28 protein-coding genes and 1 tRNA gene are annotated in these 24,593 nt (G+C 35.1%); 8 read left to right on the forward strand and 21 right to left on the reverse strand.

Features of this window, described 5'->3' with window-relative positions:
- Position 1: 1 nt before the first annotated feature.
- The 5 genes from IPH52_00170 to IPH52_00190 all read right to left on the reverse strand — a co-directional run bounded on the left by IPH52_00170 (position 2) and on the right by IPH52_00190 (position 2,748).
- The gene (locus tag IPH52_00170) at positions 2 to 724 is read right to left on the reverse strand and encodes a hypothetical protein (protein ID MBK7053455.1); all 723 of its coding nucleotides are present in this window, start codon (positions 722 to 724) and stop codon (positions 2 to 4) included.
- Between the two features lie 63 nt (positions 725 to 787).
- On the reverse strand, positions 788 to 1,339 hold the full coding sequence (locus tag IPH52_00175) for a YdcF family protein (protein MBK7053456.1): 552 nt from the start codon (positions 1,337 to 1,339) through the stop codon (positions 788 to 790).
- The gene (locus IPH52_00180; protein ID MBK7053457.1) at positions 1,315 to 1,470 is read right to left on the reverse strand and encodes a hypothetical protein; all 156 of its coding nucleotides are present in this window, start codon (positions 1,468 to 1,470) and stop codon (positions 1,315 to 1,317) included. Before IPH52_00180 ends, IPH52_00175 begins: the two co-directional genes overlap by 25 nt.
- Positions 1,467 to 2,051 carry a hypothetical protein gene (locus IPH52_00185; GenBank protein ID MBK7053458.1) on the reverse strand — a complete coding sequence of 195 codons (585 nt, stop codon included), beginning with the start codon at positions 2,049 to 2,051 and terminating at the stop codon, positions 1,467 to 1,469. The genes IPH52_00180 and IPH52_00185 overlap by 4 nt, the downstream gene beginning before the upstream one ends.
- Positions 2,035 to 2,748: an RNA methyltransferase gene (locus IPH52_00190; protein ID MBK7053459.1), complete on the reverse strand. Its 714-nt coding sequence runs from the start codon at positions 2,746 to 2,748 to the stop codon at positions 2,035 to 2,037. Before IPH52_00190 ends, IPH52_00185 begins: the two co-directional genes overlap by 17 nt.
- 65 nt (positions 2,749 to 2,813) lie before the next feature.
- Between IPH52_00190 and IPH52_00195 the strand changes: the two genes are divergently transcribed.
- The 5 genes from IPH52_00195 to IPH52_00215 are packed head-to-tail and all read left to right on the forward strand — an operon-like array spanning position 2,814 to position 6,916.
- Positions 2,814 to 3,101, forward strand: coding sequence for a hypothetical protein (locus IPH52_00195; GenBank protein ID MBK7053460.1), 288 nt, complete (start codon positions 2,814 to 2,816; stop codon positions 3,099 to 3,101).
- 8 nt (positions 3,102 to 3,109) lie between these two features.
- A complete protein-coding gene (locus IPH52_00200) occupies positions 3,110 to 3,805 on the forward strand; it encodes a (d)CMP kinase (protein MBK7053461.1) in 696 nt (231 codons plus the stop codon).
- Between the two features lie 55 nt (positions 3,806 to 3,860).
- Complete coding sequence (locus IPH52_00205; GenBank protein MBK7053462.1) at positions 3,861 to 5,531, forward strand: 30S ribosomal protein S1; 1,671 nt, start codon at positions 3,861 to 3,863, stop codon at positions 5,529 to 5,531.
- Between the two features lie 5 nt (positions 5,532 to 5,536).
- Positions 5,537 to 6,295, forward strand: coding sequence for a hypothetical protein (locus IPH52_00210; GenBank protein ID MBK7053463.1), 759 nt, complete (start codon positions 5,537 to 5,539; stop codon positions 6,293 to 6,295).
- Between the two features lie 3 nt (positions 6,296 to 6,298).
- A complete protein-coding gene (locus tag IPH52_00215; protein MBK7053464.1) occupies positions 6,299 to 6,916 on the forward strand; it encodes an ATP phosphoribosyltransferase in 618 nt (205 codons plus the stop codon).
- Here IPH52_00215 and IPH52_00220 read toward each other — a convergent pair whose 3' ends face one another.
- Positions 6,917 to 7,534, reverse strand: coding sequence for a Crp/Fnr family transcriptional regulator (locus IPH52_00220; GenBank protein MBK7053465.1), 618 nt, complete (start codon positions 7,532 to 7,534; stop codon positions 6,917 to 6,919). It lies immediately after the preceding gene.
- Between the two features lie 98 nt (positions 7,535 to 7,632).
- On the opposite strand from IPH52_00220, the gene IPH52_00225 reads away from it, so the two are divergent.
- Together IPH52_00225 and IPH52_00230 are read left to right on the forward strand one after the other, a co-directional pair.
- On the forward strand, positions 7,633 to 8,817 hold the full coding sequence (locus IPH52_00225; protein ID MBK7053466.1) for an NnrS family protein: 1,185 nt from the start codon (positions 7,633 to 7,635) through the stop codon (positions 8,815 to 8,817).
- A 230-nt stretch (positions 8,818 to 9,047) separates the two neighbouring features.
- Entirely contained in the window at positions 9,048 to 11,081 is a 2,034-nt protein-coding gene (locus IPH52_00230) for a SpoIIE family protein phosphatase (GenBank protein ID MBK7053467.1), read from the forward strand.
- Between the two features lie 3 nt (positions 11,082 to 11,084).
- Here IPH52_00230 and IPH52_00235 read toward each other — a convergent pair whose 3' ends face one another.
- From IPH52_00235 to IPH52_00250, 4 genes are all read right to left on the reverse strand, one after another.
- Positions 11,085 to 11,870 (reverse strand): alpha/beta fold hydrolase, encoded by a 786-nt coding sequence (locus IPH52_00235; GenBank protein ID MBK7053468.1) that lies wholly within the window; start codon positions 11,868 to 11,870, stop codon positions 11,085 to 11,087.
- 6 nt (positions 11,871 to 11,876) lie between these two features.
- Positions 11,877 to 12,605, reverse strand: a complete 729-nt coding sequence (locus tag IPH52_00240) for a histidine kinase (GenBank protein ID MBK7053469.1) — start codon at positions 12,603 to 12,605, stop codon at positions 11,877 to 11,879.
- 19 nt (positions 12,606 to 12,624) lie between these two features.
- Positions 12,625 to 12,969 (reverse strand): STAS domain-containing protein, encoded by a 345-nt coding sequence (locus tag IPH52_00245; protein ID MBK7053470.1) that lies wholly within the window; start codon positions 12,967 to 12,969, stop codon positions 12,625 to 12,627.
- Positions 12,970 to 13,129: 160 nt separating this feature from the next.
- Positions 13,130 to 15,412, reverse strand: coding sequence for a SpoIIE family protein phosphatase (locus IPH52_00250; protein ID MBK7053471.1), 2,283 nt, complete (start codon positions 15,410 to 15,412; stop codon positions 13,130 to 13,132).
- Between the two features lie 182 nt (positions 15,413 to 15,594).
- On the opposite strand from IPH52_00250, the gene IPH52_00255 reads away from it, so the two are divergent.
- Positions 15,595 to 16,056, forward strand: a complete 462-nt coding sequence (locus IPH52_00255) for a hypothetical protein (protein ID MBK7053472.1) — start codon at positions 15,595 to 15,597, stop codon at positions 16,054 to 16,056.
- A gap of 81 nt (positions 16,057 to 16,137) precedes the next feature.
- Here the strand turns inward: IPH52_00255 and IPH52_00260 are convergent, their stop codons facing one another.
- The 11 genes from IPH52_00260 to IPH52_00310 all read right to left on the reverse strand — a co-directional run bounded on the left by IPH52_00260 (position 16,138) and on the right by IPH52_00310 (position 24,508).
- On the reverse strand, positions 16,138 to 16,587 hold the full coding sequence (locus IPH52_00260; GenBank protein ID MBK7053473.1) for a DinB family protein: 450 nt from the start codon (positions 16,585 to 16,587) through the stop codon (positions 16,138 to 16,140).
- Positions 16,584 to 17,147 (reverse strand): aminoacyl-tRNA hydrolase, encoded by a 564-nt coding sequence (locus tag IPH52_00265; protein ID MBK7053474.1) that lies wholly within the window; start codon positions 17,145 to 17,147, stop codon positions 16,584 to 16,586. Before IPH52_00265 ends, IPH52_00260 begins: the two co-directional genes overlap by 4 nt.
- Positions 17,148 to 17,158: 11 nt before the next feature.
- Positions 17,159 to 17,872 (reverse strand): 50S ribosomal protein L25/general stress protein Ctc, encoded by a 714-nt coding sequence (locus IPH52_00270; GenBank protein MBK7053475.1) that lies wholly within the window; start codon positions 17,870 to 17,872, stop codon positions 17,159 to 17,161.
- A gap of 33 nt (positions 17,873 to 17,905) precedes the next feature.
- Positions 17,906 to 18,841, reverse strand: coding sequence for a ribose-phosphate pyrophosphokinase (locus tag IPH52_00275; GenBank protein MBK7053476.1), 936 nt, complete (start codon positions 18,839 to 18,841; stop codon positions 17,906 to 17,908).
- Positions 18,838 to 19,596, reverse strand: coding sequence for an NTP transferase domain-containing protein (locus tag IPH52_00280; protein MBK7053477.1), 759 nt, complete (start codon positions 19,594 to 19,596; stop codon positions 18,838 to 18,840). Before IPH52_00280 ends, IPH52_00275 begins: the two co-directional genes overlap by 4 nt.
- 39 nt (positions 19,597 to 19,635) lie before the next feature.
- A tRNA-Gln gene (locus IPH52_00285) sits at positions 19,636 to 19,708 on the reverse strand.
- A gap of 3 nt (positions 19,709 to 19,711) precedes the next feature.
- Positions 19,712 to 20,602: a 4-(cytidine 5'-diphospho)-2-C-methyl-D-erythritol kinase gene (locus IPH52_00290; GenBank protein MBK7053478.1), complete on the reverse strand. Its 891-nt coding sequence runs from the start codon at positions 20,600 to 20,602 to the stop codon at positions 19,712 to 19,714.
- Positions 20,602 to 21,564 (reverse strand): WYL domain-containing protein, encoded by a 963-nt coding sequence (locus IPH52_00295; GenBank protein ID MBK7053479.1) that lies wholly within the window; start codon positions 21,562 to 21,564, stop codon positions 20,602 to 20,604. The genes IPH52_00290 and IPH52_00295 overlap by 1 nt, the downstream gene beginning before the upstream one ends.
- Positions 21,565 to 21,736: 172 nt before the next feature.
- The gene (locus IPH52_00300) at positions 21,737 to 22,552 is read right to left on the reverse strand and encodes a hypothetical protein (protein ID MBK7053480.1); all 816 of its coding nucleotides are present in this window, start codon (positions 22,550 to 22,552) and stop codon (positions 21,737 to 21,739) included.
- 207 nt (positions 22,553 to 22,759) lie between these two features.
- Complete coding sequence (locus IPH52_00305; GenBank protein MBK7053481.1) at positions 22,760 to 23,893, reverse strand: Fic family protein; 1,134 nt, start codon at positions 23,891 to 23,893, stop codon at positions 22,760 to 22,762.
- 150 nt (positions 23,894 to 24,043) lie between these two features.
- On the reverse strand, positions 24,044 to 24,508 hold the full coding sequence (locus IPH52_00310; GenBank protein MBK7053482.1) for a hypothetical protein: 465 nt from the start codon (positions 24,506 to 24,508) through the stop codon (positions 24,044 to 24,046).
- Between the last annotated feature and the right edge of the window lie 85 nt (positions 24,509 to 24,593).

The following is a 24,593-nucleotide window of genomic DNA, read 5'->3' on the forward strand; positions in this document are numbered from 1 at the left end:
GTTACTTCTTAAACTCTCCTGCTTCCCATTTTCCGGAACGAATGATTTTGTGCTTACTACTAAATAGCCGACCTTTTCCATGAAACTTACCCGATTTAAAATCTCCGATGTATAAAGTTTTATCTTTAAAAGTATAAGTTCCCTTTCCATCAAATTTAAAATTGATAAATCCTCCCACATATTTTTCGCCATCTTTGTTTTCAAATATCCCCTGACCATTCAAGCGATTATTCTTAAAGATTCCGATGTATTTAGCAAATTCAGTTTCCAGCATCCCTTGCCCATTGAGTTTTCCGTTTATGAAAAATCCTGAATACTTTTTCGTTTTCCCATTCTTCTTGATAATGAGTTTGCCATTACCCTCTCGCTTATTATTTTTCCATTCACCTTCATAATAAATTGACCTTTGAGCCAATTCATCCTTTGCCTCTTTTGTTTGTAAAGAATTGATTGTTTCCTTGACCGATTTATTATTGATTAACCTTGAGTTCCAAATACCAAATCCATTCTTCTTGCCTGCCTTGAATTGACCGGAATATTTATAACCCTTGGGGCTTTCTAGACTTCCCTCACCATCAAACTTACCGTTCTTAAAGTTTCCCTCATAACGATCCCCATTTGAAAATAGTTTAATCCCTTTTCCATCTTTGCAATCTCCATCGCAACTATCCGCATTCAAAAAAGAAGAATAAACTACAAGAAGAACTAAAAATATATATCGCACTCTCACAGCTTTTAACAAATCCCTGGTTTGCAAATAACTTTTTAACGTCAAATCCATATTACCCTACTGCAATGGAATATCTTTTAGTTTCCATGTTTCAGTTCCGTCACCTGAGATTGGATAAGGCTTTCCTGTATAGGATACGTCGGACATTAAGTTCAAATCAAACCATGCAAGATTTCTCGCAAAGAATTCTCTGAACCGATTCTTTGTATCATCCTTGTATTCTCCTGTATCAGATTCAAAGCAGGATACTTTGATTCCAATTTTTTCTGCGATGAAGGCGGCTCTAGGCTGATGAAATCTTTGGGTAACAATTATCGCATCTTTTATTTGAAAAATGTATTTCGCGCGAAGAAGTGTATCTAGTGTTCTGAAACCAGAATTATCCACAAAAATATCTTCCTTCTTAACTTTATTTTTTAGCATATAATTGAGCATTGGTTTTAATTCATTATAGGATCGTGTGCCATTATCCCCTGAAAGTAGAATTTTTTTTACTTTTCTTTTTTTGTAGAGAATCAAGGCAGATTTTAGGCGATCACTTAGAACCGGTGACGGCTTATTGCCATATACCGCTGCCCCTAAAACTATAGCAACCGTTGAATCATGAATTTTTTATAATCATCACCGGAATTGATTGTAATATAATTAATTTCAAAACTTAAATCAATGCAGACACTGAAAAACAAAAACAAACAAAATGTATACAGCATAACTTGTAAATATTTCTTTAGCTTTTTCATTTTCGATATGTATAGAAACTATTTTCTAGCAGTAAACATGATTTATAATAGAGGTGATAAGTAAATGTTCCTTCAACCATCTCATATGGATCAGACTTCGAGAATGACCAGTAGTGTTCATTCTCATACTGAGTCTCTTTCATTTGCTTGACTACGCTAAACGTTGACTGATAGGATGTATACTTCTGTCCGGATGGATTTATGATTTCAGGAAATGTAAGAAGTATCTTAAAACCATCCAATAGAGTTTTATCTTTTGGTAGATTTTGAATTTTGTAGGAAAAATAAATTATACTTCCATCCTCTAAAGGGACTCTATTGCCGGTTTCAAGGACTCGTATATCCGTATAATTTGTATATGTTTTGGTAGGAGATGAGTTTTCCGGACCCGAGCCTGCATATTGTCCTCTAGCATATCCATGCTCGGTTAATATTGCTTTGACGCTTTTGCAGTCATCCTGTTTGCCTTTAGCCGCTTTGGCTTTAGGAACATTTAGTCCATTTGCAAAGCAAAAAAAGAAAAGGACACAGATAAATAAATACTTTAAAGAAATCCAGCCTGTATTATCTATGAGTTTCATTTTTTATTTTAAATTCAAATTTTTGAAATACCTTGTATAAAAAGTTTAAATCTTCTCTTGAAATTGAACTTGAGTCAATGATTTTCTTGAAACGTTTTATGGCAAGGTTTTCCCTTCCATGGAATTGGTTCAATTCGATAAGTTCAAATACATCTTTTACGTATTTATAAAAATTTCCTGTATCAATGCTTTCCGTCTTTACTAATGATTCTAGCTGATTCAAATTTTGTCCATGGATTGAGCCTAAGACAAAACTAACTGATTGGGATAAGTTCATAGAAGGTTGCCTTTCTGAAAGTTCAAAATCAATCATATAATCACAATGATCTATCATCGCATTGGAAAGTCCACGGTCTTCCCTTCCAAATACTATTCCAATTTTTTTATCAGAATGAGTTTTTATTTTTTCAGGTATGCTTCCTAAAGAAATAAATCCAACTCTATCTTTTCCTTGAATCATTGCTGTTCCAATTACTAAATCTAAATCTTCACGAGATTCTTTTGCGCTGTTAAAGTATTCAATTTTTGAAAGTTCCTCATTTGAGTTATATGCCATCCACTCCATTTCGAAATGTAACTCCCTTCGCTCTCCAATGATTCTAAGTGGAGGTAAATCAAAGTTTGCGATGAGCCGACATACCATTCCTATATTGCCTGCGTATTTTGGATTTTCTAGGAGTATAAACAGATTTTTCAAGATTACCACCAATGCTTTTTATTAAATGAATAGAAATTTTAATTGCAATAAAAAACTTTGTATGCGTGAGTAAAAAAATTGTCTTTGCTATTATTTTCTTCCTTCACTTCAATTGCATCACCCTAATGGGAATCAAAGTAGGCAATGCTCTAGACGGAAAATCCAAAAATGCAGAATCTCTAATCCAAGCGACCGGACTTGTCGGTCTATTTGGTGATGCTTATTTAGGAGCAATGGTTATGCAACCACATCCGGTCGGAGTTGGCTATGCAGTATTAGCCGCTCTCTTCTATTTAGCGACAGACGGAGGAATTAGTGATCGAATTGGCAAGGACGAAAACTTACAGGAATAGGAGTCTTCATGAATCAAAATATTGTAGCAATAGACGGACCCGCAGGCTCAGGAAAGAGCACTGTCGCCAGAGAAGTTGGCGCAAAAATTGGATATAACTACTTGGATACTGGATCCTATTACCGTGCATTTACACTTTTTTTTTATAGGATCTACAAAAAAGAAAAGGCTAGTATCGCATTTTCACAATGGATTCAAGACAAAGACTTACAAAAAGAAATTCCAAATATTTCCATCCAGACAGAGTTTTTACCCGGTGGAATCAATAAGACTATTTTAAATTCACAAGATGTTTCAGAAGAAATTAGGCTTCCAGAAGTGACAGAAGAAATAAAACACTTAGCTCCAATTCGACTTGTTCGAGACTTCGTCAATCAATGCCTGCATGATCTAGGTGATAAATATAAATTAATTATGGACGGTCGAGATATTGGAACGGAAGTTTTTCCAGATGCAAAATATAAATTTTTTGTAACTGCTTCCATTGAAGTTCGAGCCCAGAGAAGATTCCAAGAATTGGCAGAAAAAGGCATTTCCGTCAATCTAGAACAGCTCAAAGACGACATTGAAAAAAGAGATAAATCTGATATGATGAGAAAAATCGCCCCTTTACGAATGGCAGATGATGCAATCCTAATTGACACTACTCAACTATCGAAAAATGTTGTTATTAATATGATCCTGTCCAAGATTTTACAATCTTGAGTCTTACTCAGAATGTAATTTCGCCGGTCAAATTTATACAGATTCCTGGTTAAAATTGAATTCACAAACGAACCCTAGTAACACTAAATCCACTACCTCTACATTAAACAGAGGTACTACAGAGCGTCCTTTTAAAAAAGGAGCTATCATCGAAGGCCGAATCGTTGACGTATACGATCAAGAAGTATACGTAGATTTAGGTCTTAAGTCAGATTGCCGTGTGGCAAGAAGCGAGTTTCTGGAAACTCCCGAAATCGGAAGCACAGTAGCCGTTGTCATTAAATCGAAAGAAAATGACTCCGAGATCTACATTGCCTCGAAATTGGAAGCGGATGCACGCAAAGGATGGGAAACTGTCAAGGAAGCATTCAGTAAGAACTTGCAGGTTCAGGGTCGTGTTGATTCAGAAGTCAAGAATATTGGCTACAATGTCTACGTCGAAGGCGTCCAGCTCTTTCTTCCCTCTTCTCAACTTGGTATGAAAGCCACTCTTGAAGAACTCAAAGCAAAGCCACTTGATTTTAAAGTAATCAAGTTAAATGAAAAAGGCAGAACGGGTGTTCTTTCCAGAAAAAAACTAATTGAAGAGATTAGCAAAGAAAAATGGGATGAGTTAGTTAAGATTGTAAAAGTAGGCGACAAAGTAAACGGAACTGTTACTAAAGTTGCTAGCTTTGGAGTCTTCTGCAATGTTCATGGAATCGAAGGACTTCTCCGCCAAAACGATATCTCTTATAAAAAATACGCTCCATTCAAACAATACTTTCAAATTGGTCAGTCTATAGAGCTTCTAGTTCTTGAGATCGATCCAACTAATAATCGCTTGAGCCTTGGTATAAAACAGTTATACGAAGATCCATGGGTATGGGCTGGTCGCGAATTAGAAAAAGACATGGTTGTGCGTGGAATCGTTACCTCTCTTACTAATTTTGGAGCATTCGTAGAACTAAAAGAAGGTTTAGAAGGATTAATCCATTGTTCCGAGTTAACTTGGGCAAAGAAACCTCCTCATCCGAAAGAAGTTTTAAAGAAAGGACAAGAAGTAGATTCAATGATACTAGACATTGACCTATCTAAGAAAAGACTTTCTCTTGGACTAAAACAACTTCTTCCAAATCCTTGGGACAATCTTACTTCTGAAGTTCGTGTAGGAAATACTCTCGAAGGAAAAATCACCGGCATAACAAAGTATGGCGCATTTGTGGAAGTAGAAAATGGAATCGAAGGTCTCATTCACGTTGGTGATATTACTTGGGATGAAAAAGTAAAAGATCCTACAACTGTTCTCAAGAAAGGACAAATTGTTAAGTATCAGATACTCGACATTAACCTCGACACGAATCGTATTTCTTGTGGTCTAAAACAACTCCAAGAAAATCCTTACGAAGCGCTTAAGAAGAAGTATCCGACAGGTGTGATCGTAGAAGGAAAAGTTAAGAGTATTGTTACTTTTGGTGTATTCCTCGAAATCGAACCTGGCTATGAAGGATTGATTCACGTATCTCAAATCCCTGAAAGTAAAACTCTCAAATTAGAAGAGTTATATAAAGTGGGAGATATTATCAAAGCTGTGATTCTAAAAATTGATCCAGACAGCAAGAAAATTTCTCTTTCTGTTAAGGATTTTGATAAGGCTATGGAAAAAGAAGAGATATCAAAATACATTAAAACTGATACTCCTTCTAGCGAAAGCTTTGGAAGCTTCATCAATTCAAGTAAATCGTAAATCCTATGGCAAAATTCGATCGTAAGAAATTTAGAGAAGAGCAATTCAAGAAATCACAACAGGTCGAATACAACGACCCGTTAGAAAATTTTGAAGGCTCTAAGACAGAATTACTTTTTTTAAAGTTTTCGAGATTCTTCGCAAGGCACAGGTCCCAATTTTTTATTGGGATTGGTGTATTCATTGCGGCTATCGTAACAGTAGTTGCAGTGGGAGAATATCTCCAGTATAGAACAAACCAAGCTACGATTCAAATTGAAAAAGTTGAGAAGAAACACGCTAAGAATTTTTCAATGGATACAAATCAAAAGATCAAAGATTATGAAGCTCTGTTAGATAAATACTCATCTAAAGAAGCAAAGCTTCGAATCTACAAAAGAATTTCTGATTTGCAAGTAGAGGCTTTTGATTTCACAAAGGCAGCAGACTATCTTGAAAAAGCAGCAGAACTCATAGCTGACTCAAAAGAAATCAAAGCATATTATTATTATGTTGCAGGCTCTCATAGAGAAAAAGCAAAAGATAATAAACTGGCTTTAGAGGATTACACAAAAGCCTCTTCTCTTCTTGCAAATAATCGAGAGACACACTCTCTTTCTGCTTGGACATATTACCAAACTGGCAGATTACGACTGTTAAACGGTGAAAAGGAAGCAGCAATCAAAGACTTAAATAAAGTTCTTGATATAGACTCCGAAGCATCGGACATGTCAGAAGTAAAAAAACTAGCAACCTATCTACTTATCAAAGCAAATAAGGGTTAATCCATGTTAACCCTTGCTCTACCGAAAGGGCGTCTTGCCGATGAAAGTGTAGAGTTACTCATCAGAAAAAAATGGCTCTTAACCAAACCAGACGAATCAACCCGTGAATTAACGTTCACGGATTCTCTTGCTAAAGTAAAAATTCTTTTAGTAAAAGCTCAAGATGTTGCTACTTATGTAGAAGAATGTGCTGCCGATGCTGGCATTATAGGCTGGGATACTTTAAAGGAAGGAAAATACGACCTTCTTTCACCCGTTGACCTAAACATTGGCAAATGTCGATTATCCCTAGCTGGTAGCGTAGACTTCGATTTGAAAAATTATTCTAGAAAGATTCGCGTTGCAACGAAATATCCTCATCTAACAAAAGACTTTTTTTTCTCAAAGGGTCTTAATTGCGAAATTATAAAGCTATACGGCAGTATAGAATTAGCCCCACTTTGTGGATTGTCAGATTGCATTGTAGATTTAGTTTCAACAGGTGCTACTCTTAAGGCGAATGGACTCGAAGAAAAAGAAATAATTTTAGAATCCACAGCAAGGCTTGTATTCAACCGAAACTCCATTTACAGAAATAGAAGCGAAGCACTTCAATTCGTAAAAGACTTATCATCAAAATAATCAAGTCGAAATAAGTTTGTAGCTTTCTCCTTTAGCCTCAATTAAATTTTCTTCTTCGAGTGCTTTGAAAGTTCTGCTGATTGACTCAGGAGTCGCATTGAGTAATAACGCAAGCTGATTTTTATTTATCTTCAATTGAATGAAATTATGCTCAGCCCCATTCTCCTTTAAGTATTCCATTAGCCGCTCTTTTAAATTTAAAAGCATCAAGGAGGATGTTTTATTTTTTAAGTAATGCATAAACTGCATCATTTGAGAAGTAAATTGGTTTTGGAAATCAGGGTGTGTTTTTAAAAATTGCTTAAATTGGTTTGTCTCGAAAAAGAAGACAGAACCATTTTCCATTGATTCTAAAGTTGCAGGATAATTGGGAGCCCCAGAAAAAATTAAAGGACCTGCTGCCATTTCTCCTTCATTCATCACTCTAAGAATTGCTTCTTTGCCATTTGGATTCAAATTATATATCTTGAATTTTCCTGATTTAATAACTACGAAGCCCTTAAATGAATCATTTTCTGAAAAAACAATTTCTCCTTTTTGAAATTTCTTTATTTGAGCAATCTTTTCCAATTCACTCTTGATTGTATCTGGAATTTGACTCCAAAAATTAGAACTCATTCTTTTTAATTCCTTTGACCTAAGTCAATGTGTTATAATTACGACTGTGATACAAGTAAATAAACTTGATTCATTAGAAGGAAAAAGGCTAACCCAAAATGCAGACATCAGAATCCAAAGTAATTGAACCTTATCGGATATTCTTTCCTATATCCATTTTCGGTGCAATAATAGGAGTAAGTCTTTGGATACTGACATGGATATATCAAAAACAATGGATTAATTTCAACGTAAACTCTTACCCAATCTTACATCATATAAATATCATGACTGCACTGTTTTTATTACCTGTAATAAAGGGATTTATCTTTACAGCCATTCCTCGATTTACTGCTACAGATTTTTTAACGTTAAGCGATATAGTTTTCCTTTCTATTCTTCAATTTTTGATTTTTACCTTTGTTCTTTTTTTTGAGAATTCATTTGTATTCTATGTATTCCAATCACTAGATTTTGGTATCCTATTTTTGTTTATTATCCACCGGTTTAGAATTTCAAAAGTAAACCTTTCCGGTTATTTGTATTTTCTATCCGGTGGATTTTTTTTAGGGTTGATTGGCTCATTACTTCAATTGGCAAGTTTATTCTCTGAGCAAAGACTCCTATTTCAATACGGAAAGGATTTCATTTTTTACGGAATGATTCCCTGTATAATTTTTGGTATCGGAACTAGAATGATTCCCATGATAGTGAATACAGAAAATCCAATAGCCAAAATGGATTGGATGAAAAAAGCAGAAGCACAAAAATGGGAAAAGATTTTTATCCCAATATTTATTGTTAGTTTTCTCTTGGAGATCGGAATATACTCATTTACCAACGAATATGCAACAATGAGCCTGAAAGGGATACGCTTTATTATCTGCAGTTTTTGGATTGTAAATTTTTTCCATATCTTTGAAATCTCTCATTTCAAAGGAAGACTTGCTAGGACAATTCTAATCTCTTGTTATTTGTTTATAATTGGATTAGCAGGATATTCCTTTGGAATGAATTATTCTGCTCATCTAGCTCATATCTATTTGATTGGGGGATTATCACTATTAGTCTTAAGTATTATGACCAGAGTCATCTTATCACACGGTGGTTTCGATATGACTGCGGAAAAAAATTCCAAGATATTCTATTGGTTTCTATTTCTTAGTTTAATCGCAGCTTTAACAAGAGGTTTTGTTTTTTTATTTCCAAGTCTTACCGTCTCTCACTTAGCCTATGCAGCCATTCTTTATATAACTGCTCTCCTTTTTTGGTTCATACGATTTGGAAGATTGATTTTCCGGTAGTTTGATTGCCACAGAGGCACTGAGACACAGAGAGATTTGATGAAGAGATTTTGCGTAAGAACATGAGCCTCTAACACTTCAACTGTGCTCAGCATAGGTGCTCCAACCAATACTCACTGCTCTCTGTCAGAAAATCTAGCCTTTGTCATTGCATATATTCTTAAGAATTACAAAATCCTCCCTTTTTTTCCTTGTAAATAAATTAATGCTATATATAAGTACCGTAGCCTATGAAATTCCTCCTTTTATTCTTTCTAATGTTTTGCCCATTCTTTCTTTCCTCAGAAGAAGCGGTCAAACTCACCAATAAAAAAGGAATTTATAATGTTACCTCCTATCTAGAAATGTTAGAGGATAAAGACAGGTCACTCACTCTAAGCACTATTATTAATTCCGAAAAGAATCTTTTTTTTAAGCCTATAGATGACAATACGGTTAATTTAGGTTATACTCGGTCGGCATATTGGTTTCGACTAAAGTTATTTAATAAGAATCGATCCAAGCCAACCCTACTCGAAATTCCCTGGCCTCATATTGATAACCTGGACGTCTACATGTTAAGCAATAAAAACAACGGTGATGAAGAGGCAGACGATGTTTTCATTTCTTACAATAGTGGAAGACTAATTCCCTATAATAAACGGGGATACGAGCATCGCAATTTTATATTCAAACTTCCTAATATACCAAATGGAGATGAGCTTGTAATTTACATGCGTGTTGTTTCTGATGAAACAATTATCTTTCCGGTTTATCTTTATGATGAGATGAAGTTCTTCAAAAAAGATCAAAGCGAAGAATTCATCTTCGGTATCTACTATGGCGTTGTAATCATAATGTTCTTTTACAACCTTTTCATCTATCTATCCCTTCGAGATAAAAACTATTTCATCTATTTGTTTTATGTAATTGCTCTTGGTCTCTATCAGCTCTCGATGAATGGGATTATTTATTCTTACTGGCCTAATTACCCTGCATGGAATAAACTTTTCCTGCCGCTCTCCTCTGCCATATTACAATTTGTATTAATTATTCTGTTTAAAAACCTGTTGAATATTGAAGAGAAATATTCATGGGAGCGCAAAACATTATTTACCCTGACAGTTTTAAGTTTTATTTCTATCATTCTTGTTCTGACCATTGACTATGCAACGATAATCGTTCCAATGAATATCCTTGGATTCATTTATATGATTACGTCTATTCTGATAGTAGTTCGCGCAGTAATTCATGGGAATAGAACTGCCATATTCTTTTTGATAACATGGATTACATTCTTAGCAGGTGGAATCATTTTAACTCTGCGCAATTTTAATATTGTTCCTCAGAATTTCTTAACTACATACAGTTTGCAAATAGGTAGCACAATTGAAATGCTTCTCCTTTCTCTTGCTCTAACTGATCGTATCAATACAATGAAGAAAGAGCTTGCTGTATTAAATACCAAGTTAGAAGAGAAAGTAGAAGAGCGAACAAGAGAACTTAGTCGCGTATTAGGTATGCTGCAAGCAAAAGAGTTTACGATTGATTCAGAGCTAGACTTAGCGTCTGACTTACAAAAATGTATTTTTCCTTCTACAGATCTTCCTTATCCACATATCAAGTTCGTGGGTTATTATGATTATCTGATGAAAGTAGGTGGAGATTTTTATGATATAGTCCCTCTCCAAAACAATTCAGTAGGAATTCTAATTGCCGACGTATCGGGACATGGAATACCGGCAGCCCTACTCTCTACGATGTATAAGATTAGTTTCATGAATGCATCAAGGCGAACTAGTTCTCCTGTAAAAATTTTCCAAGAAGTGAACAAAAGTATTTCAAGTATCATGACCACTCATGACTATCTGACTGCATTGATCATAGTGATTGAACCCGGCGGCAAATTTCGATTTAGCTCAGCAGCACATAGACCGGCATTCTTATATAGAAAGAAATCTAAAAAAATAGAAGTCCTTTCCACTAAAGGACTCTTCATTGGAATGCTCAGTTATGCCGGTGATACATTTGAAGAAAAAGAAGGACATATCGATGTTGGGGATCGGATTTTACTTTTTACAGATGGGATTATTGATGCGTTCAATGAAAAAGAAGAGCGCTGGAATTCAGATGAATTACAAGAAGTATTCTTAAGATCAAATGGATTGCCACTTGACGAAGCATTAGAATTTATCAAATCAGAATGGGTAAAGTTTAGAGGCACAAAGAAAATCAATGATGATTCTACCCTGCTTCTAGTTGAATATACAAACGGGGGCAAATAAAGTTTACCAGAAAATTTTTGTTATCTCTGAAAAATATTCCTTTGTTTCTGAAACATCATTATGACCTGCATTTGAAATTATGAAGAACTTATGATCTTTCTTAATTCTCGCATCTAGCTTTTGTGCATATTCCAATGGGATCACAATATCTTCCGTTCCATGAAAAATATAAATCGGACAACGAACAAACTCAATTAAATTCTCTGAATCCAATTTATATTTCATTAAAAATGTAGGTAAATACGGATAATGATACCTTGCCACATCAGTAAAATTATTATACGGAGTCTCTAATATCAATCGCTTTGGCTTGTTTTCCTTCGCAAGATATACGGCTAGCCCGGAACCAAGTGATCTTCCATAAAGTGTAATCTGAGATTCTGTATATTGAGTTTTTGTATATTCATAGGCATATCGTGCATCGTTAAGTAAATCTTCTTCTGATTGAATTTTTCCAGTGCTCTTGCCATAACCACGATAATCAAAAATGATTAGGTCTTGTTTGCGGGAAAGAAAGTCTTCGGCAATTTCTCCCCAACCTGCGAGATTGCCACCATTCCCATGAAAATATAGAACCACACCCCTTGATTCCTTTGCTTTGAAATGGAGAGCATTCAAAACAACACCATCTTTTACTTCCCATTTTAATTCCTCGAAAGTAAATGGAAACGAATACGTATAATTAGCCGCTAATGGATAAGGTCTAAAGATTAATACTTCTTGCTGGGTATATAAAATGGAGAGAAGAATAAAGAAAATGGCTGGAAGGATAACCATGCTTAGCTTCATAGGAAATTAAAGTAAGTGATTTCGCTTACTTACAAATTGATTATTAAATGGAATTTCAATTCTTGCAAAGGTGAGACCATTCTTTGTTCCTATCCTAAATAATGAAGGATCTAAATTTTCTGCTTTCAAAAGAATGAGACTTAGAACTAGTCCTAGACCTTCCCCTTCCGTTGAATCCGAATTATCCATATAATAACTCATCAAGTCATCGTATTTTTCACCTAAGGCTAGCTTTTCTCGAATCCGAGTTTCTTCTGCGGGAAGAAGCTCGGTATTATTCAAAACTTCAATTTCTAATCCATTATCATCATAGGCAAATTTTACTCGAACAAAAATATTTCTCTCTCGATTGCGTTCCCCTGATTGGCGCAAATTTGATTTGTTAATGTCTTTTTTGAAAAGTAAAATTCCTTTTGAATAATCATCCGGATCATCAATATTCAAAGAGTTTTCAAGAAAAAAAAGTTTCTTTGCGTTAGCTTTCAAACCATTGAGTATGGATTCAAATAAGACGTTGTAGACTGTGTTGATTAATGCTGATTTGCCGTAGACTTCGAGAATTGTGCTAAGACCATGCTTAATAATTTCTTCAATTTCTGCAGAGAACGAATAGACGATAATCACAAGTCCTTTTTGGGTTTTGACTTGTTCATTGATGTTATCTCTCTCTTTTGCTTCATTGAAATTAGTATCTTCGTAAATGAAGTAAAAGTCTTGTTCGCTCAATTGTTCCATTGATTTCTTCTTTTAGCTCTTATTTAAGACTCAGACAAGCTTGGACGGCTTCTTCTTCTGTTGGAAAAAGTTTAGCAGTTGTATTTTTGACAGAAACTTTAATGATATTTTCAACCGCACTGACGCAGGAACTTATATGTATAATTCCACCATGCTTATAAAGACTTACCAACGAACGAAGTATAATGCCAACTCCAGACGAGTCAATAAATGGAACTGCTGCCAGATTAAAGACAACTCTGTATTTCTTTTCTTGAATGAGTTTTCCGATTGCTTCGTTGATAGGCTCTATATCATACATTGTGATTTCACCCTGAATATCAATTACTGGTATAGATTGATTTTCCCTGATTGTTACATTCATCTTCAGACCCTTTTGTAAAATTTCATACTTAGATTAATTTTCGTATCTTTTCAGTAACAAAAGCAAATTTAATAGATTCAGTAAATCAAAAAAAAATAATATTTTAAGTAGTTTTGCAAAAAAGCATCGATTTTTATCGGTGTCCTCGGTCGTAATCTTTTTAATCTCCTCTCAGAAGCTTTTGGAGTTTTCTTACATTTGGATTTTCGGGACTTAATTGTGATGCCTCCGAGATATAGTATTGCGCTTGTTCTAATTCAGAGTTTAATCGATGTAAATCGCTTAGATTAATCAAGTTGCCAATATGATCTTTTCTTTGATCGAAAAGTTTTTTTCCAGTCTCGATTGATTTTTGATAATTTCCGATTCTGCGAAATGCGATTGAAAGATAATACAATAGTTCATCACTATCTGGATGCTCCTTTATATACTTTGACAATACTTCTACAGTAGTGACATAGTCCTTATTTTGATAACTCAATACACCTAACAAACGATTCAGTTTTGGAATATGGATGCTAGGGGAATAGACAGACAATAAGGTATCTAATGCTTTTTTAATTTCCCCTTTCTTATACAATTCTTTAGATTGCGCATACGCTTTATTTATCGCTTGCATCGCTTCAGCTCTGGTCAAACTAAGACTATTTTCTTGAAATCCAAGTCTGAGTAGAGATAAATCATCTGTTAACTCTCCTGAGTCTTTTAGAATTTCTTCTAATTTTTCTAAATCTCCTTCTGATTGCTCTACAAACTTCAAGAACAATTTTTCATTGTAATTAATTTCACGAATGGAATCTTCCGTTCTAATCAGAATATCATCTCTTCCATCAGAGCCAAGAATTAATATATCATTTGGATTTAATTGATACTCTAAAACTTTAAATTCAAACTCTGATTCACTTCCTAATTTTCTGAGTTCGAGTCCGCCTTCTATAAACTCTGCTTTATTGTCTCGCAAAATGACGGTAAATGGGTGTTCTGCGTTCCAGTAAAACATCTCACCAGTTTCATCATTTACTAAAATCACCGTAGCAGAAAAAAGCATAGAACCATTGAACGTTAGGAATACCGAATTCAATTCGTGGTAAATATCCGTTAGCCACTTAATAGGAGAAACATCTAGAATTCTTTTTTTGGCAGCAGATCTTGCCATAATTGAATTCATTACGACTCCCATAATCAGAGAACCTCCAGCTCCCTGCATTGACTTGCCCATTGCATCTCCATTCAATGCCATTGTATAGGTAGAATGATTTGCAATTGTGCCTAGTTTCAAATTTCCAGTAATACAAATATCTCCTCCTAAATCTGCCTTTTTATTATGAAATTCAAAGGTTTTCTTTTGTCGAATGACGAATTCTGTTTTTACAAGATTAGATTTATTTGCGTTAATAAATAAAGGCTGCGCAAGTAGAGAAGTTAAAAAGTAATCTCCATCTTGTTGGATTTTTAATTTTTTAATTTCAGTAAAACTAGCATTGAGTTCTTTCGTTCTTTCTTCTACTTTATTTTCTAAGTTAAGGTTTAAGTCTGTTATCTCCGTATAAAGATTTTTTAGTTTTAAAATGATTACTCCAAGCAAATGAGCTTGTTCTCCAAAATCGTCTGCTGATGTTCTTCCACTAGATACTTCAAAGTTACCATTACCCAATTCTAAGAGTGCGTTATTCGTAACAGCTAGACCGTCTTTGAGTGAACGAGCCACAACGAATGCTACGACTACTACGGATGTAATACATTGAAAAGAAAGTAAAACGATATGTAAGATTGGATCTTTAAAACTTAAATGCCCTGCCTTAATTGCATAAATAATGTAACCAAAAATTGTAATAGGAGCAATGGCAACAGCAGAAATGGCGAGTAAGATTCTCATAAAATATCCCATATAGTAAATATTTTCTTTTTGAACTCGAATGTGAACTACTTCTGGTAATAACAATAAACTCCTAATTACATTCTCTGTCGTAAATAAATACATAACATAACAAATGGGTAAAACAAAGAGTAGCCCCAAATACAAAGACAGTGTCGGAATAACCGGGAACCATTGCCCTGTAATCAATCCAAACAAAATCAGACCTGTAGTTGCGCCTAATATCCATCTTGCGATGATTGTCCTGCCTTCTTTGTATGGGTAATGTAAAATATTGAGCTTTATTTTTTCTCTTCTTTTGTCTGAACTGACTTTTCCTTCCTTTAAATGTTCTAAATCTCTGAGCATATACTTAGTTTTAAAATAACGATACAGTAGACCCCATACGACTGTATAGGTTCCACAAATCAAACCAGACAAGGCTACAGCCCTAATATCTTCTTCTGTTTTAAAGGCTCCGACGACTGCGATGAAATAGACAAAGGTAGGAATAGGAATGAAGCTTGTAAACAATTCTAGCCGAAGAGATAAATTCCAAAAAATATTCTCTGTTAGTTGATTTTTCATATTTATAATCCTATTGAGATAGTTCCGTTCTATATCGCATGATGCTTTTACAATTTTTAAAGAGGCTACTTTCCTATTTGATTTTAATTTCTTTCAGAATCAATAAAATACTTGCTCAGATAGAATAATTTTATAAAAAAGGGGAAGTAAATAAATTAAAAATATTTCAGTTAGGAGAAACAATGAAATCTGTGTTCCGATTTATAATTGCAGTAGTTGCTATTGCGGGAAACTTAGATGCGCAAGTTGCTCCAAAATCTAAGGTAAAACAAATTCTCTTAGAATACAAAAGCCCAAACAAAACAATCGAAATAAAAGATACGTCCTTTGCAGTCTCTGATAGAAAGGATAGCTTTAATAATCCAGTCAGTAGCATTCCGTCGAGTTCCACTTACGAAGATAAGAATTATACTCTGACTAAAAAAGAAGTTTATGATTTAACAAAATTCATCGAGGACAATAAATTCTTTGATCTAAACCCAGCCTACGGAGCACCGGAGGGAGAGCGAAATTATCCGACAACTCTTTTCATTAAAATGCATGGTAAAGAAAAGGAAGTAATTTATCGCAGTAATCCATCCTATGAATCCGCACCAGAAATATTTCGAAGAATAGAAGAATACATTTTAAAACTGCGAAAATAAATTGAGACTACAGGCAGCCTTTAGAAGAGACAACACGTAAACAAAACAATTTGACCACGGGTCTAATAATGACTCGCCCTGTTAATTAATCGGGCTATTTAGATTTTGAGCACGGAGCATTGCAGAGATTTGACCAGAGTGATGAATCTCATGCTCGACTACATGCCAAAGCACATAACTGAGTTCTACCGCTTTCTTACGCGGCGTGAGAAAAGTTCTCTTAAAGTCAGAGATGGAGAATGGCTTTAGGATTTCTTGTGAGCGGTTACGCACACTATGCCACTTGTCAGTGATAGTTTTGGAATTGTAAAATTCTTTTTCATCTAGTTCGGCAAACATTTTCCCTCTTCCCCCGACGATGTCTTCCATCCAATAAATTTCTGCTGCTAGTATATGGCGATATAAGTTCCCAAGACTGCGCATGTTTGGACGGAATTTAAAGTCAAGTTCGTAGGGAGTTCTTGCTTGAAGAGATTGTAAAATTCGATTCGTTCTAGTTTCCCAATGGGGGTAGAGTTCGTATAAATTCATAATCGGTATTTCTCCACTACTTCATCAATATCCCCAATGCTAATAGAGCGAATCGCCGCTTCTGCATCGTTGATGATTTCAATCAGTCGTAAATTTTCTGCCGGAGAAAAATCTTCTTTTAAAAACTTTTCTTTGTCTTTTCCTTTGAATGAATTGTTTTTAATTCCAATCCTAATTCGAATGAAATTCTTTGAGCGTAAGGAAGTAGCGATAGACGCAACACCTAGTTGCGCTTTATCATCTCCACCCTTTTCAACTACTATCTGACCTAGACTTAGGTTTGTATCTTCGTGGATAACAACGATATCCTGCACTTTAATCTTTAAAAACGAAGCAATGTAAAGCACAGATTCACCGGAGAGATCGCTAAAAGTTTGCGGCTTGAGTAGAACAACCTCATCCCCTTCGAAATCTCCCCTTCCAATCATAGATTTCTTTTTCTTGGTTTTAATTTCTACATTGATGTTGTTTGCGATAACATCTAAAATCTTAAAACCAATATTCGCCCGATTGTTATTGTATTTGTCTCCCGGGTTTCCAAGTCCTACGATTAGCTTCATAGGTTAGCTAACTATTTTTTCTTTGCAGCAGGAGCTTTTGCGGCAGCGGCAGGAGCAGCTTTTGCACCAGCAGCAGACGCACCAGCGGCAGGAGCTTTCGCAGCAGCTTTAGCACCAGCTTTTGATTTTGGATCAACTGCAACTTTCTCACTTCTTTCAGCGGCTAATATTGCTTTGGTTACATTTACTGAAGTTACAATAGGGTCACCGTTTGTAATAATTTCCCAACTTTTTGGAACATCCAATTGACTTACTTTGATGCTTTGTCCAACTTCTAACTCAGTAACATCGACTACGATGAGATCTTTCAAATCTTCTGGAACAGATTTAATTTTCAACTCATGAATTAAATGCTCAAACTGTCCACCAGCTTTTGAGCCCTTTGCAACGCCCGTAGTTCTCACACCAACTTTCGCTGTGATTTTTTTACCAGGAGTAACTTTATAAAAATCAATATGGCGCACTCTATTAGTTGCAGGAAATCTTTGAATTTCTTTTACGAACACTGCTGCTGTTCCTTCCCCTTCCATTTCCATATCAAGAAGAGTCGCACTTCTAATCCCAGTATTGATAACTTTATTAATTTCAGTTTCGTCTACACTACCGGGAATTGATTTTCCCTCGTATATTACATTAATTGGAACGAGACCTTTAGCGCGAAGTCTATTGTTCTCATTTTTACCTGTCGATGATCTTTTTGTTGCTTTTACTGTTAATCTACTCATTGTCTTATATCCTTTCTTAAAATTGCATTTAACTTATATAAATAACGAACTAATTGATTCTTCTTTGTGAATCCTATCTATTGCATTGGCGAATAATTTCCCTACGGAAAGTTGAGTTAAGTTTTTTATCTTACCTGCCTCTGGAATTCGAATCGTATCTGATAAAATGATTTCCGAGAAGTTAACACTGTTTAGCTTCTCAGTTGCTTCTCCTGATAAAACTGCATGTGTCGCGCAGCACATAACAGTCTTTGCCCCTTTATTCAAAAGGGCAACAGCAGCTTTCGAAATGGTTCCCGCTGTATCAATCATATCATCTAAAATAATACAGTGCTTATTTTCAATATCGCCAATCACATTCATCACTTCTGACTCATTTGCTCTCTGACGACGCTTATCAATAATGGCTAGACTTGCGTTTACTCTCTTCCCTAAAAATCTAGCTCGCTCTGCACCACCAGAATCAGGTGATACAATAACTAGGTCTTGAATATTTTTACTACGAATGTATTCTACTAACACTACCGAATAATACAAATGATCCACCGGGATATGAAAGAAACCTTGAATTTGATCTGCATGTAAATCCATTGTTAATATTCGATCTGGACTCATCGACTGAAGTAAATCAGCTACCACTCTTGCCGAAATAGGAACACGGGGTTCTACTTTACGATCTTGCCTTCCATAACCGTAATAAGGGATAACGCAGGTTATCCTACGAGCAGAAGCACGACGAAGTGCATCCAATATTAAAATAAGTTCCATCAAGTGATCGTTAGCCGGATTACTAATAGATTGAATCACAAATACATCACGACCGCGAACGTTTTCATCTATCTTTACAGAAATTTCTCCGTCGGAAAATTTCTTAAGAATAATTTTTCCAACAGGAATACCTAAGTGATTGCAGATTGATTCTGCTAATGGTTTATTCGAGCTTCCCGAAAATATTGCAAGATTTTTCATAAAGAAATCTTTCCTTCACGAATATAAGATTCCAGTCTTTCTAAATCTTCGGGTGAATTAACACCTGAGCTTTCCAAATGATTAGAAAGAACCAATGCACCCGCTTTTTCATTCTTAGAATTTGCAATTTTAACTAAATCAGGAAGATAATACTCTCCCTGCGCATTCTCCGTATTAACCTTCTTGAGATTTTGAAATACTTCTGGAGAATTAAATATATAAGTGCCTGTATTAATCTCTTTTACTTTGCGCTCTTCATCCGTAGCGTCTTTTTCTTCGACTATTTGCATTAAACTTCCAGAACTATTTCGAATCAATCGACCATAGCCTTTTGGAATATCAATCTCTGCGGATAATACGGTTACGCTGTTATGATTGCTAGAATGAAAAGAGGCAAGATTTTTAAAGCTAGAAGATGTTAGCAAAGGGACGTCTCCGCAAGCTACTAACAGATTTCCGTGAAAATCTTTCAATGAATCTTCACAGCAAAGAAGAGCATGACCCGTGCCAAGTTGTTCTGTTTGCTCTACGAAGTGAATATTAGAATAAGGTTTACAGATTTCGATAACTGTTTCTTTTTTAAAACCAACCACAACATAAATATCTTTGATTCCAGAAGAAATTAGATTATCGAGTACATGGAGAATGAGAGGCTTTCCATTTAGAAGAGTCGCAACTTTAGGAAGTTCAGATTTCATTCTGGTTCCTTTGCCGGCTGCTAATACCACGGCACAAATTTGATTTGTCTGGCTCATTCTCTTTTTATTATTCCGATTTTTAAGTAACAAATTTTGCTGGGCTGCTAGGATTCGAACCTAGGGAATGGCTGGACCAAAACCAGCTGCCTTACCACTTGGCTACAGCCCAATTTTAAAAGCTGAAATGAATGAAGTAGCATTCAGGATAGTTTTGAGTCATCCACTGCTGAATGTAACTCGCTTTTTCTATACCTTCTACAAATCCATATACGCAAGAACCAGTTCCAGTCATAGAAACGAAACTACTACCCTGCCTATAAAAATTCTGCTTTAGCACCTCAAGTTCAGGAAACTCGCTAAAAGCATACTTTTCAAAGTCATTTTCAAATTTTTCTCGGAGTTTTGACCAATCCCCTCGCTCGAGAGCAAAAGAGAAATCTTTATCCAAGAGACTCCATGATTTTTGACCCCACTCACTTTGTAAAGGCTTTTTCAGACTTATATACGAATCTTTTGTATTAATCGAAAAAGGAGGAATTGCTAAAATTCCCGTCCCTGATGCTACAGAAATAGATCGTAAGATTTCACCAATGCCAGAAACGTGAGCATGACCAGACAAAAGAAAGAAAGGAACATCAGCCCCAATGCTAGACGAAATTTCACGCATCGAATCTTGCAATTCCGGAAAGTCTTGAAAGAGGTAAGAAAGTAAGTATGCCGCATTCGTGCTACCTCCACCTAAACCTCCTCCAGGCGGTATACGCTTTGTTAAACGAATATCAACTCCTCGCAAATCTGGTTTCAATTGTTTGACTTTCACAAATGTTTTAAAAAGTATATTTCTAGAAAAATCTCCACGCTCAGATACTTCTTCGAATAATGCGTGTTTTACTCCATTTAGTTCATTCTTTGAAAAAAGGCGAGCTATCCCCAAATCGTTAGGCGCAAAGTCAATCTCATCGCCCCAGTTTATTTTTAAAAATATACTTTCGATCTCATGATAATTATCAGGACGCTTAAATAATACTTTAAGTCCTAGATTGACTTTGGCGGGGCAAAGCATTATTTTCCACTACTCGGAATTTTTATCTGTTCAATACAAGCCAAATATTCTGATTTTAAAGATGCAGGTGAAAGTAAAATTACTTTTTCTCCAAATCCTCTTAGTAAATCAAGAAACCAATTCTTCTCTATTATTTTAGTTTTAGCGTAGGTGTATTCCCGATTCGAAATCTCTTTAGTCCCTATGATTTCAAGTTTTGCATGCTTTGAAAAATTAAATTCCGCTTCCTTTGTTATCAATATCTCTGCAAGTTCAGAATTTTCTTCCGATTGATTTAGAAATGCATTGAACTCAAGAATGTGTTTATTTTGCTCCATTGCGTTCAGGGGAGTAACAATATTTTCCTCCAATACCCTAGGTGATGAAATCGAAGCTAAGCGAAAATTTCTCCTTCCTTTTCGGTCATTACAATAGGCAACCAAGTATTCATTTTTCTCAATAAAAATAAACCAAGGATCTACAATTCTTTCCTCTTGAGCATTGTCTTTCCAGCCTGTATACATAAAAGCTAATTTCTTTTTCGTTTGAATGGCTTCTTCAATTTTTTTTCGTATTGCTTCATTTGCCTTCGCTTCCGAATAGGGGATAATACGCTTTATCTTTTCTAATATAGATCTATATTGAATCCTATAACCTTCTTCTGTGTCCGAGTTATTTATCTCGTCCTCTAAAATCTTACGAATAGCAAGCCATTCGTTTATCGTAAGTCCAATCGTCTTATCAATGCTTACCGGTAAATTAATATTAACCGTTTCGTTTTCATTGTAATCAATTTCAATATAATCCGCAGGTGTATATGGATATGACCCTACCATAAAAAGCTCACCTAGGTCTTTTTTTAGTTGCTCTACATTTTTATGATTTGTATAGTTTTGTAACTTCGATAGAGATATACCCGGATTCTCTGTGATAATCTTAATTAAATTTAACTTATTCGAAACCCTGACTTTTGTTGGATTCATAGTTCTATTAGTAACTCATCCTTTTATTTTGCAAGTAAGAATTTCCGTGCATAATTCTTAATAACTGAAATTTTCCCAACGAACGATTTAACGAACTGAAGTTTTATTTTTTTAACGAACTCCTTTTTAAAAAGTGAGAGCGTTTTTTAACTTCTCTCACCTCATCCGTAATTTATGCCGCTACCGAAATAGTTTCTTGTTGTTCCATTTTCTCTTTAATTATTTCCAGGGAACTTCTATAAAGTCTACCTGTCTGATGACGGGATAATGATAATAAATTGCTCACTTCTTTAATTGAATAAACGATATGCGTATTCAAAAGTTTATTTAATATTTTCTTTTTTCTTTTCTTAGCAAGAATTGGATACACGTCTAAAGAATTGTAAATTTTTCGATTACAATTATTCAAATTTAGTAAAAGACTTTCGCGGCGCTCTCTGCAAATTCGAATCTTTTCCTCGTATTCTTCATGAAAGGTTTTTATTTGCTTATTCTGCTTCCGTAAGCATTTATAGAGAATCCGTAATTCTTCTTCGCCAAGAGGAAGATTGTATCGGAGGCTAATAATTATTCTCCCCATTAAACTAATTTCTTTTAGCCAATCCTTCATTCTTGAAGTTGAACTATGATGTATTAACTCCTCTGTATCTTTATTAACTCTCTCCTCTTGCCATAGTTGTAAATACTCTTCTGTATAAGCTTGTCTTCTAGAACGAAAAATATTTTGAACTAAATGCTTTGTGTATACACTCAAGTATGCCGGCAAATCGGTATAATTCTTTCGAATAAAATAGTCCAAGCATTTGTCCGCTTTCTCATAAAAACGCAAGAATATTTCCGATAACTCATCCTCAGCTAAAGAGTATCGAATTCTAGCATTTTCCATTATCCAAAGTCCTGCCGCGGTTCTAAATTTTTCTATTTCTTTGGTCTCATGAAAATGTGAAATAGTTTGTATTAAGTCGTGATCTGAAATTTTTTGTAGCATTGTGTCCCTCGATTCATAATCTGTTTTTGTTCAGAATCGAGGAAAGAAACTTACGGTCGAATATAATCAAGCCGAGGTAATTACGCAGAATCACCAAAAGCTTGCGCTACTGCGTAATTATTGAAACTTTTTTTTATTTTTACATATAATATGTGTTATCCGCTACTTCCTTTTCCATATACATATTGGTCATAATAGTTATTAGAACTAAGTCTTTCGACTCAGAGTAATGAATTGTTTGGCTAATTGATACGCAGTTGAACGTCCGCCTGCGGAAAGTTTTTCTATACAACCTAATTCAACTAGTTCCGCCAAATGACGAGTAGCCGTTGCTTTACTAACTTTAGCAATTTTCTGGTATTGCTTTGCACTAACACCTTTGTCAAATTGTGTAGACTCCGAGTCAAACATTGCATTCAATATCTTTCTTTGCTCTGGAAGAAATTGGCTATCTCTATAAAATTGCCAGAATCTAATTTTAAAAAGAGTCTTATCTATTTTAAGAATTGAATCTAAAATAGATTGATTAAGTATTTTTAAAAACCAGATGAGCCATTCCGTAATATCAAGTCCACCTCTTTGTGTTTTTTCTAAGATTGAATAGTATTCTTTTCTTTGATCTAGAATATTCGAAGAGAGTGAATACAATTTAGAACTAGCGCTATGATATTGAGCAAGGGCTAATTCCGATAATGCTCTCGCTAATCTACCATTTCCATCTTCGAAGGGGTGAATGGTGACAAACCACAAGTGAGCAATGCCAGCCCTAACAAATGGATTATACACTTCGTCTATCTTAGTATCATTAAACCAATCAAGTAATAGTTGAACTTCCGCTTTTATTTTTTTTTGAGGCGGAGCTTCGAAATGAACTCTTGGATTATCAATGCGTCCTGATACGACTTGCATCGGAGTATTTCCTCTAAACTTGCCAACAGGAATTTTCCAATCTTCTCCGCTAGGGAATAACAATGTATGCCACAAGAGCAATCGCTTCTTTGAAAACTTTTTATCTAAATTATGAATAATATCAAATTGTAAGTCTGCTAAACCTTCCGTTCTAGCGGTAGTAGGAAATTTATCTACCTTGATCTTTAATCTTTTTGCTAAGGAAGAGCGAACGGAAAACGCATTGAGTGATTCACCTTCTATTGCAGATGATGTAAGAATACTCTTTAATAACGAATCTAATTCTGCCTGGGCATTTTCATTTTTCTCAAAAAAACCAATCTTACCTGAAATTACTCCAATATTATGGAAAATTTCTCTGCATATAGAATTGACTCTGTCTTTGCTCCAAGTAAAGTCAGGCCAGTTCCTATTCTCCCAAATCCAAGTCATACTTTACATTGTCACACCTAGTGAGCCGAATGCAAGTCTTTTTTGGCTCACTCTATGAGCCAAAAAAGACTTGCATTCGGCTCACAAAATAACTTTCATTAAAGGATTCCAAAGAAACTAGCTCAAAGACAATTTTAATCTTATAAAAGTCTACTTCTTTTCGATTTGTTTTTTTAACTCGTCTGCACTTCCAACAAACTGAATAGAGGTAATTTTAAAATTGGAAAGGCTAATCACGGTTAACTTTCCTTTTTCTCTTGGAAAAACTGATCCGACTCCATCCTCTTTAATCAAATGCATTGTATATTTATACTTTCTCATTTTCGGAAGAGCTACAAATTTTGAAATCAAGAATGGCATTTTATGAATATCCGAAATAAAAACAGTAGAATTCTGGGTTAAGTAATCTTCCCCACCGATTTCAAATACTTCATGAGCAATTTTACTTGCTTCCATTTCGCTTGTAAATACAAGAGTGCGAGTTCCCGTTGGGATTGTAACCTTCTCATCTCGTTGTGTTTCATACTGCAATAGGGATAACTCTTCTCCTACTTGAAGCGGCTCGCTCCATACGTAAGTAGCGGATAATAAGAATAATAGGATAATATTTTTCATATCACAAATCTTTTTATCTATAACTGTTTAGCAAGTAATATACACGAGCTAAATTGGTTTTCGATAAAGAAATTTTTTCCGACAG

The organism is Leptospiraceae bacterium (assembly GCA_016708435.1).
Taxonomy (GTDB): Bacteria; Spirochaetota; Leptospiria; order Leptospirales; family Leptospiraceae; genus UBA2033.

Bases quoted from the DNA above. Each gene is read 5' to 3' on its own strand.
- IPH52_00180 (MBK7053457.1), bottom strand. From the start codon at position 1,470: ATGAAAAAGCTAAAGAAATATTTACAAGTTATGCTGTATACATTTTGT.
- IPH52_00185 (MBK7053458.1), bottom strand. From the start codon at position 2,051: ATGAAACTCATAGATAATACAGGCTGGATTTCTTTAAAGTATTTATTT.
- IPH52_00200 (MBK7053461.1), top strand. From the start codon at position 3,110: ATGAATCAAAATATTGTAGCAATAGACGGACCCGCAGGCTCAGGAAAG.
- IPH52_00210 (MBK7053463.1), top strand. From the start codon at position 5,537: ATGGCAAAATTCGATCGTAAGAAATTTAGAGAAGAGCAATTCAAGAAA.
- IPH52_00215 (MBK7053464.1), top strand. From the start codon at position 6,299: ATGTTAACCCTTGCTCTACCGAAAGGGCGTCTTGCCGATGAAAGTGTA.
- IPH52_00220 (MBK7053465.1), bottom strand. From the start codon at position 7,534: ATGAGTTCTAATTTTTGGAGTCAAATTCCAGATACAATCAAGAGTGAA.
- IPH52_00225 (MBK7053466.1), top strand. From the start codon at position 7,633: ATGCAGACATCAGAATCCAAAGTAATTGAACCTTATCGGATATTCTTT.
- IPH52_00230 (MBK7053467.1), top strand. From the start codon at position 9,048: ATGAAATTCCTCCTTTTATTCTTTCTAATGTTTTGCCCATTCTTTCTT.
- IPH52_00235 (MBK7053468.1), bottom strand. From the start codon at position 11,870: ATGAAGCTAAGCATGGTTATCCTTCCAGCCATTTTCTTTATTCTTCTC.
- IPH52_00240 (MBK7053469.1), bottom strand. From the start codon at position 12,605: ATGGAACAATTGAGCGAACAAGACTTTTACTTCATTTACGAAGATACT.
- IPH52_00245 (MBK7053470.1), bottom strand. From the start codon at position 12,969: ATGAATGTAACAATCAGGGAAAATCAATCTATACCAGTAATTGATATT.
- IPH52_00250 (MBK7053471.1), bottom strand. From the start codon at position 15,412: ATGAAAAATCAACTAACAGAGAATATTTTTTGGAATTTATCTCTTCGG.
- IPH52_00255 (MBK7053472.1), top strand. From the start codon at position 15,595: ATGAAATCTGTGTTCCGATTTATAATTGCAGTAGTTGCTATTGCGGGA.
- IPH52_00260 (MBK7053473.1), bottom strand. From the start codon at position 16,587: ATGAATTTATACGAACTCTACCCCCATTGGGAAACTAGAACGAATCGA.
- IPH52_00265 (MBK7053474.1), bottom strand. From the start codon at position 17,147: ATGAAGCTAATCGTAGGACTTGGAAACCCGGGAGACAAATACAATAAC.
- IPH52_00270 (MBK7053475.1), bottom strand. From the start codon at position 17,872: ATGAGTAGATTAACAGTAAAAGCAACAAAAAGATCATCGACAGGTAAA.
- IPH52_00275 (MBK7053476.1), bottom strand. From the start codon at position 18,841: ATGAAAAATCTTGCAATATTTTCGGGAAGCTCGAATAAACCATTAGCA.
- IPH52_00280 (MBK7053477.1), bottom strand. From the start codon at position 19,596: ATGAGCCAGACAAATCAAATTTGTGCCGTGGTATTAGCAGCCGGCAAA.
- IPH52_00290 (MBK7053478.1), bottom strand. From the start codon at position 20,602: ATGCTTTGCCCCGCCAAAGTCAATCTAGGACTTAAAGTATTATTTAAG.
- IPH52_00295 (MBK7053479.1), bottom strand. From the start codon at position 21,564: ATGAATCCAACAAAAGTCAGGGTTTCGAATAAGTTAAATTTAATTAAG.
- IPH52_00300 (MBK7053480.1), bottom strand. From the start codon at position 22,552: ATGCTACAAAAAATTTCAGATCACGACTTAATACAAACTATTTCACAT.
- IPH52_00305 (MBK7053481.1), bottom strand. From the start codon at position 23,893: ATGACTTGGATTTGGGAGAATAGGAACTGGCCTGACTTTACTTGGAGC.
- IPH52_00310 (MBK7053482.1), bottom strand. From the start codon at position 24,508: ATGAAAAATATTATCCTATTATTCTTATTATCCGCTACTTACGTATGG.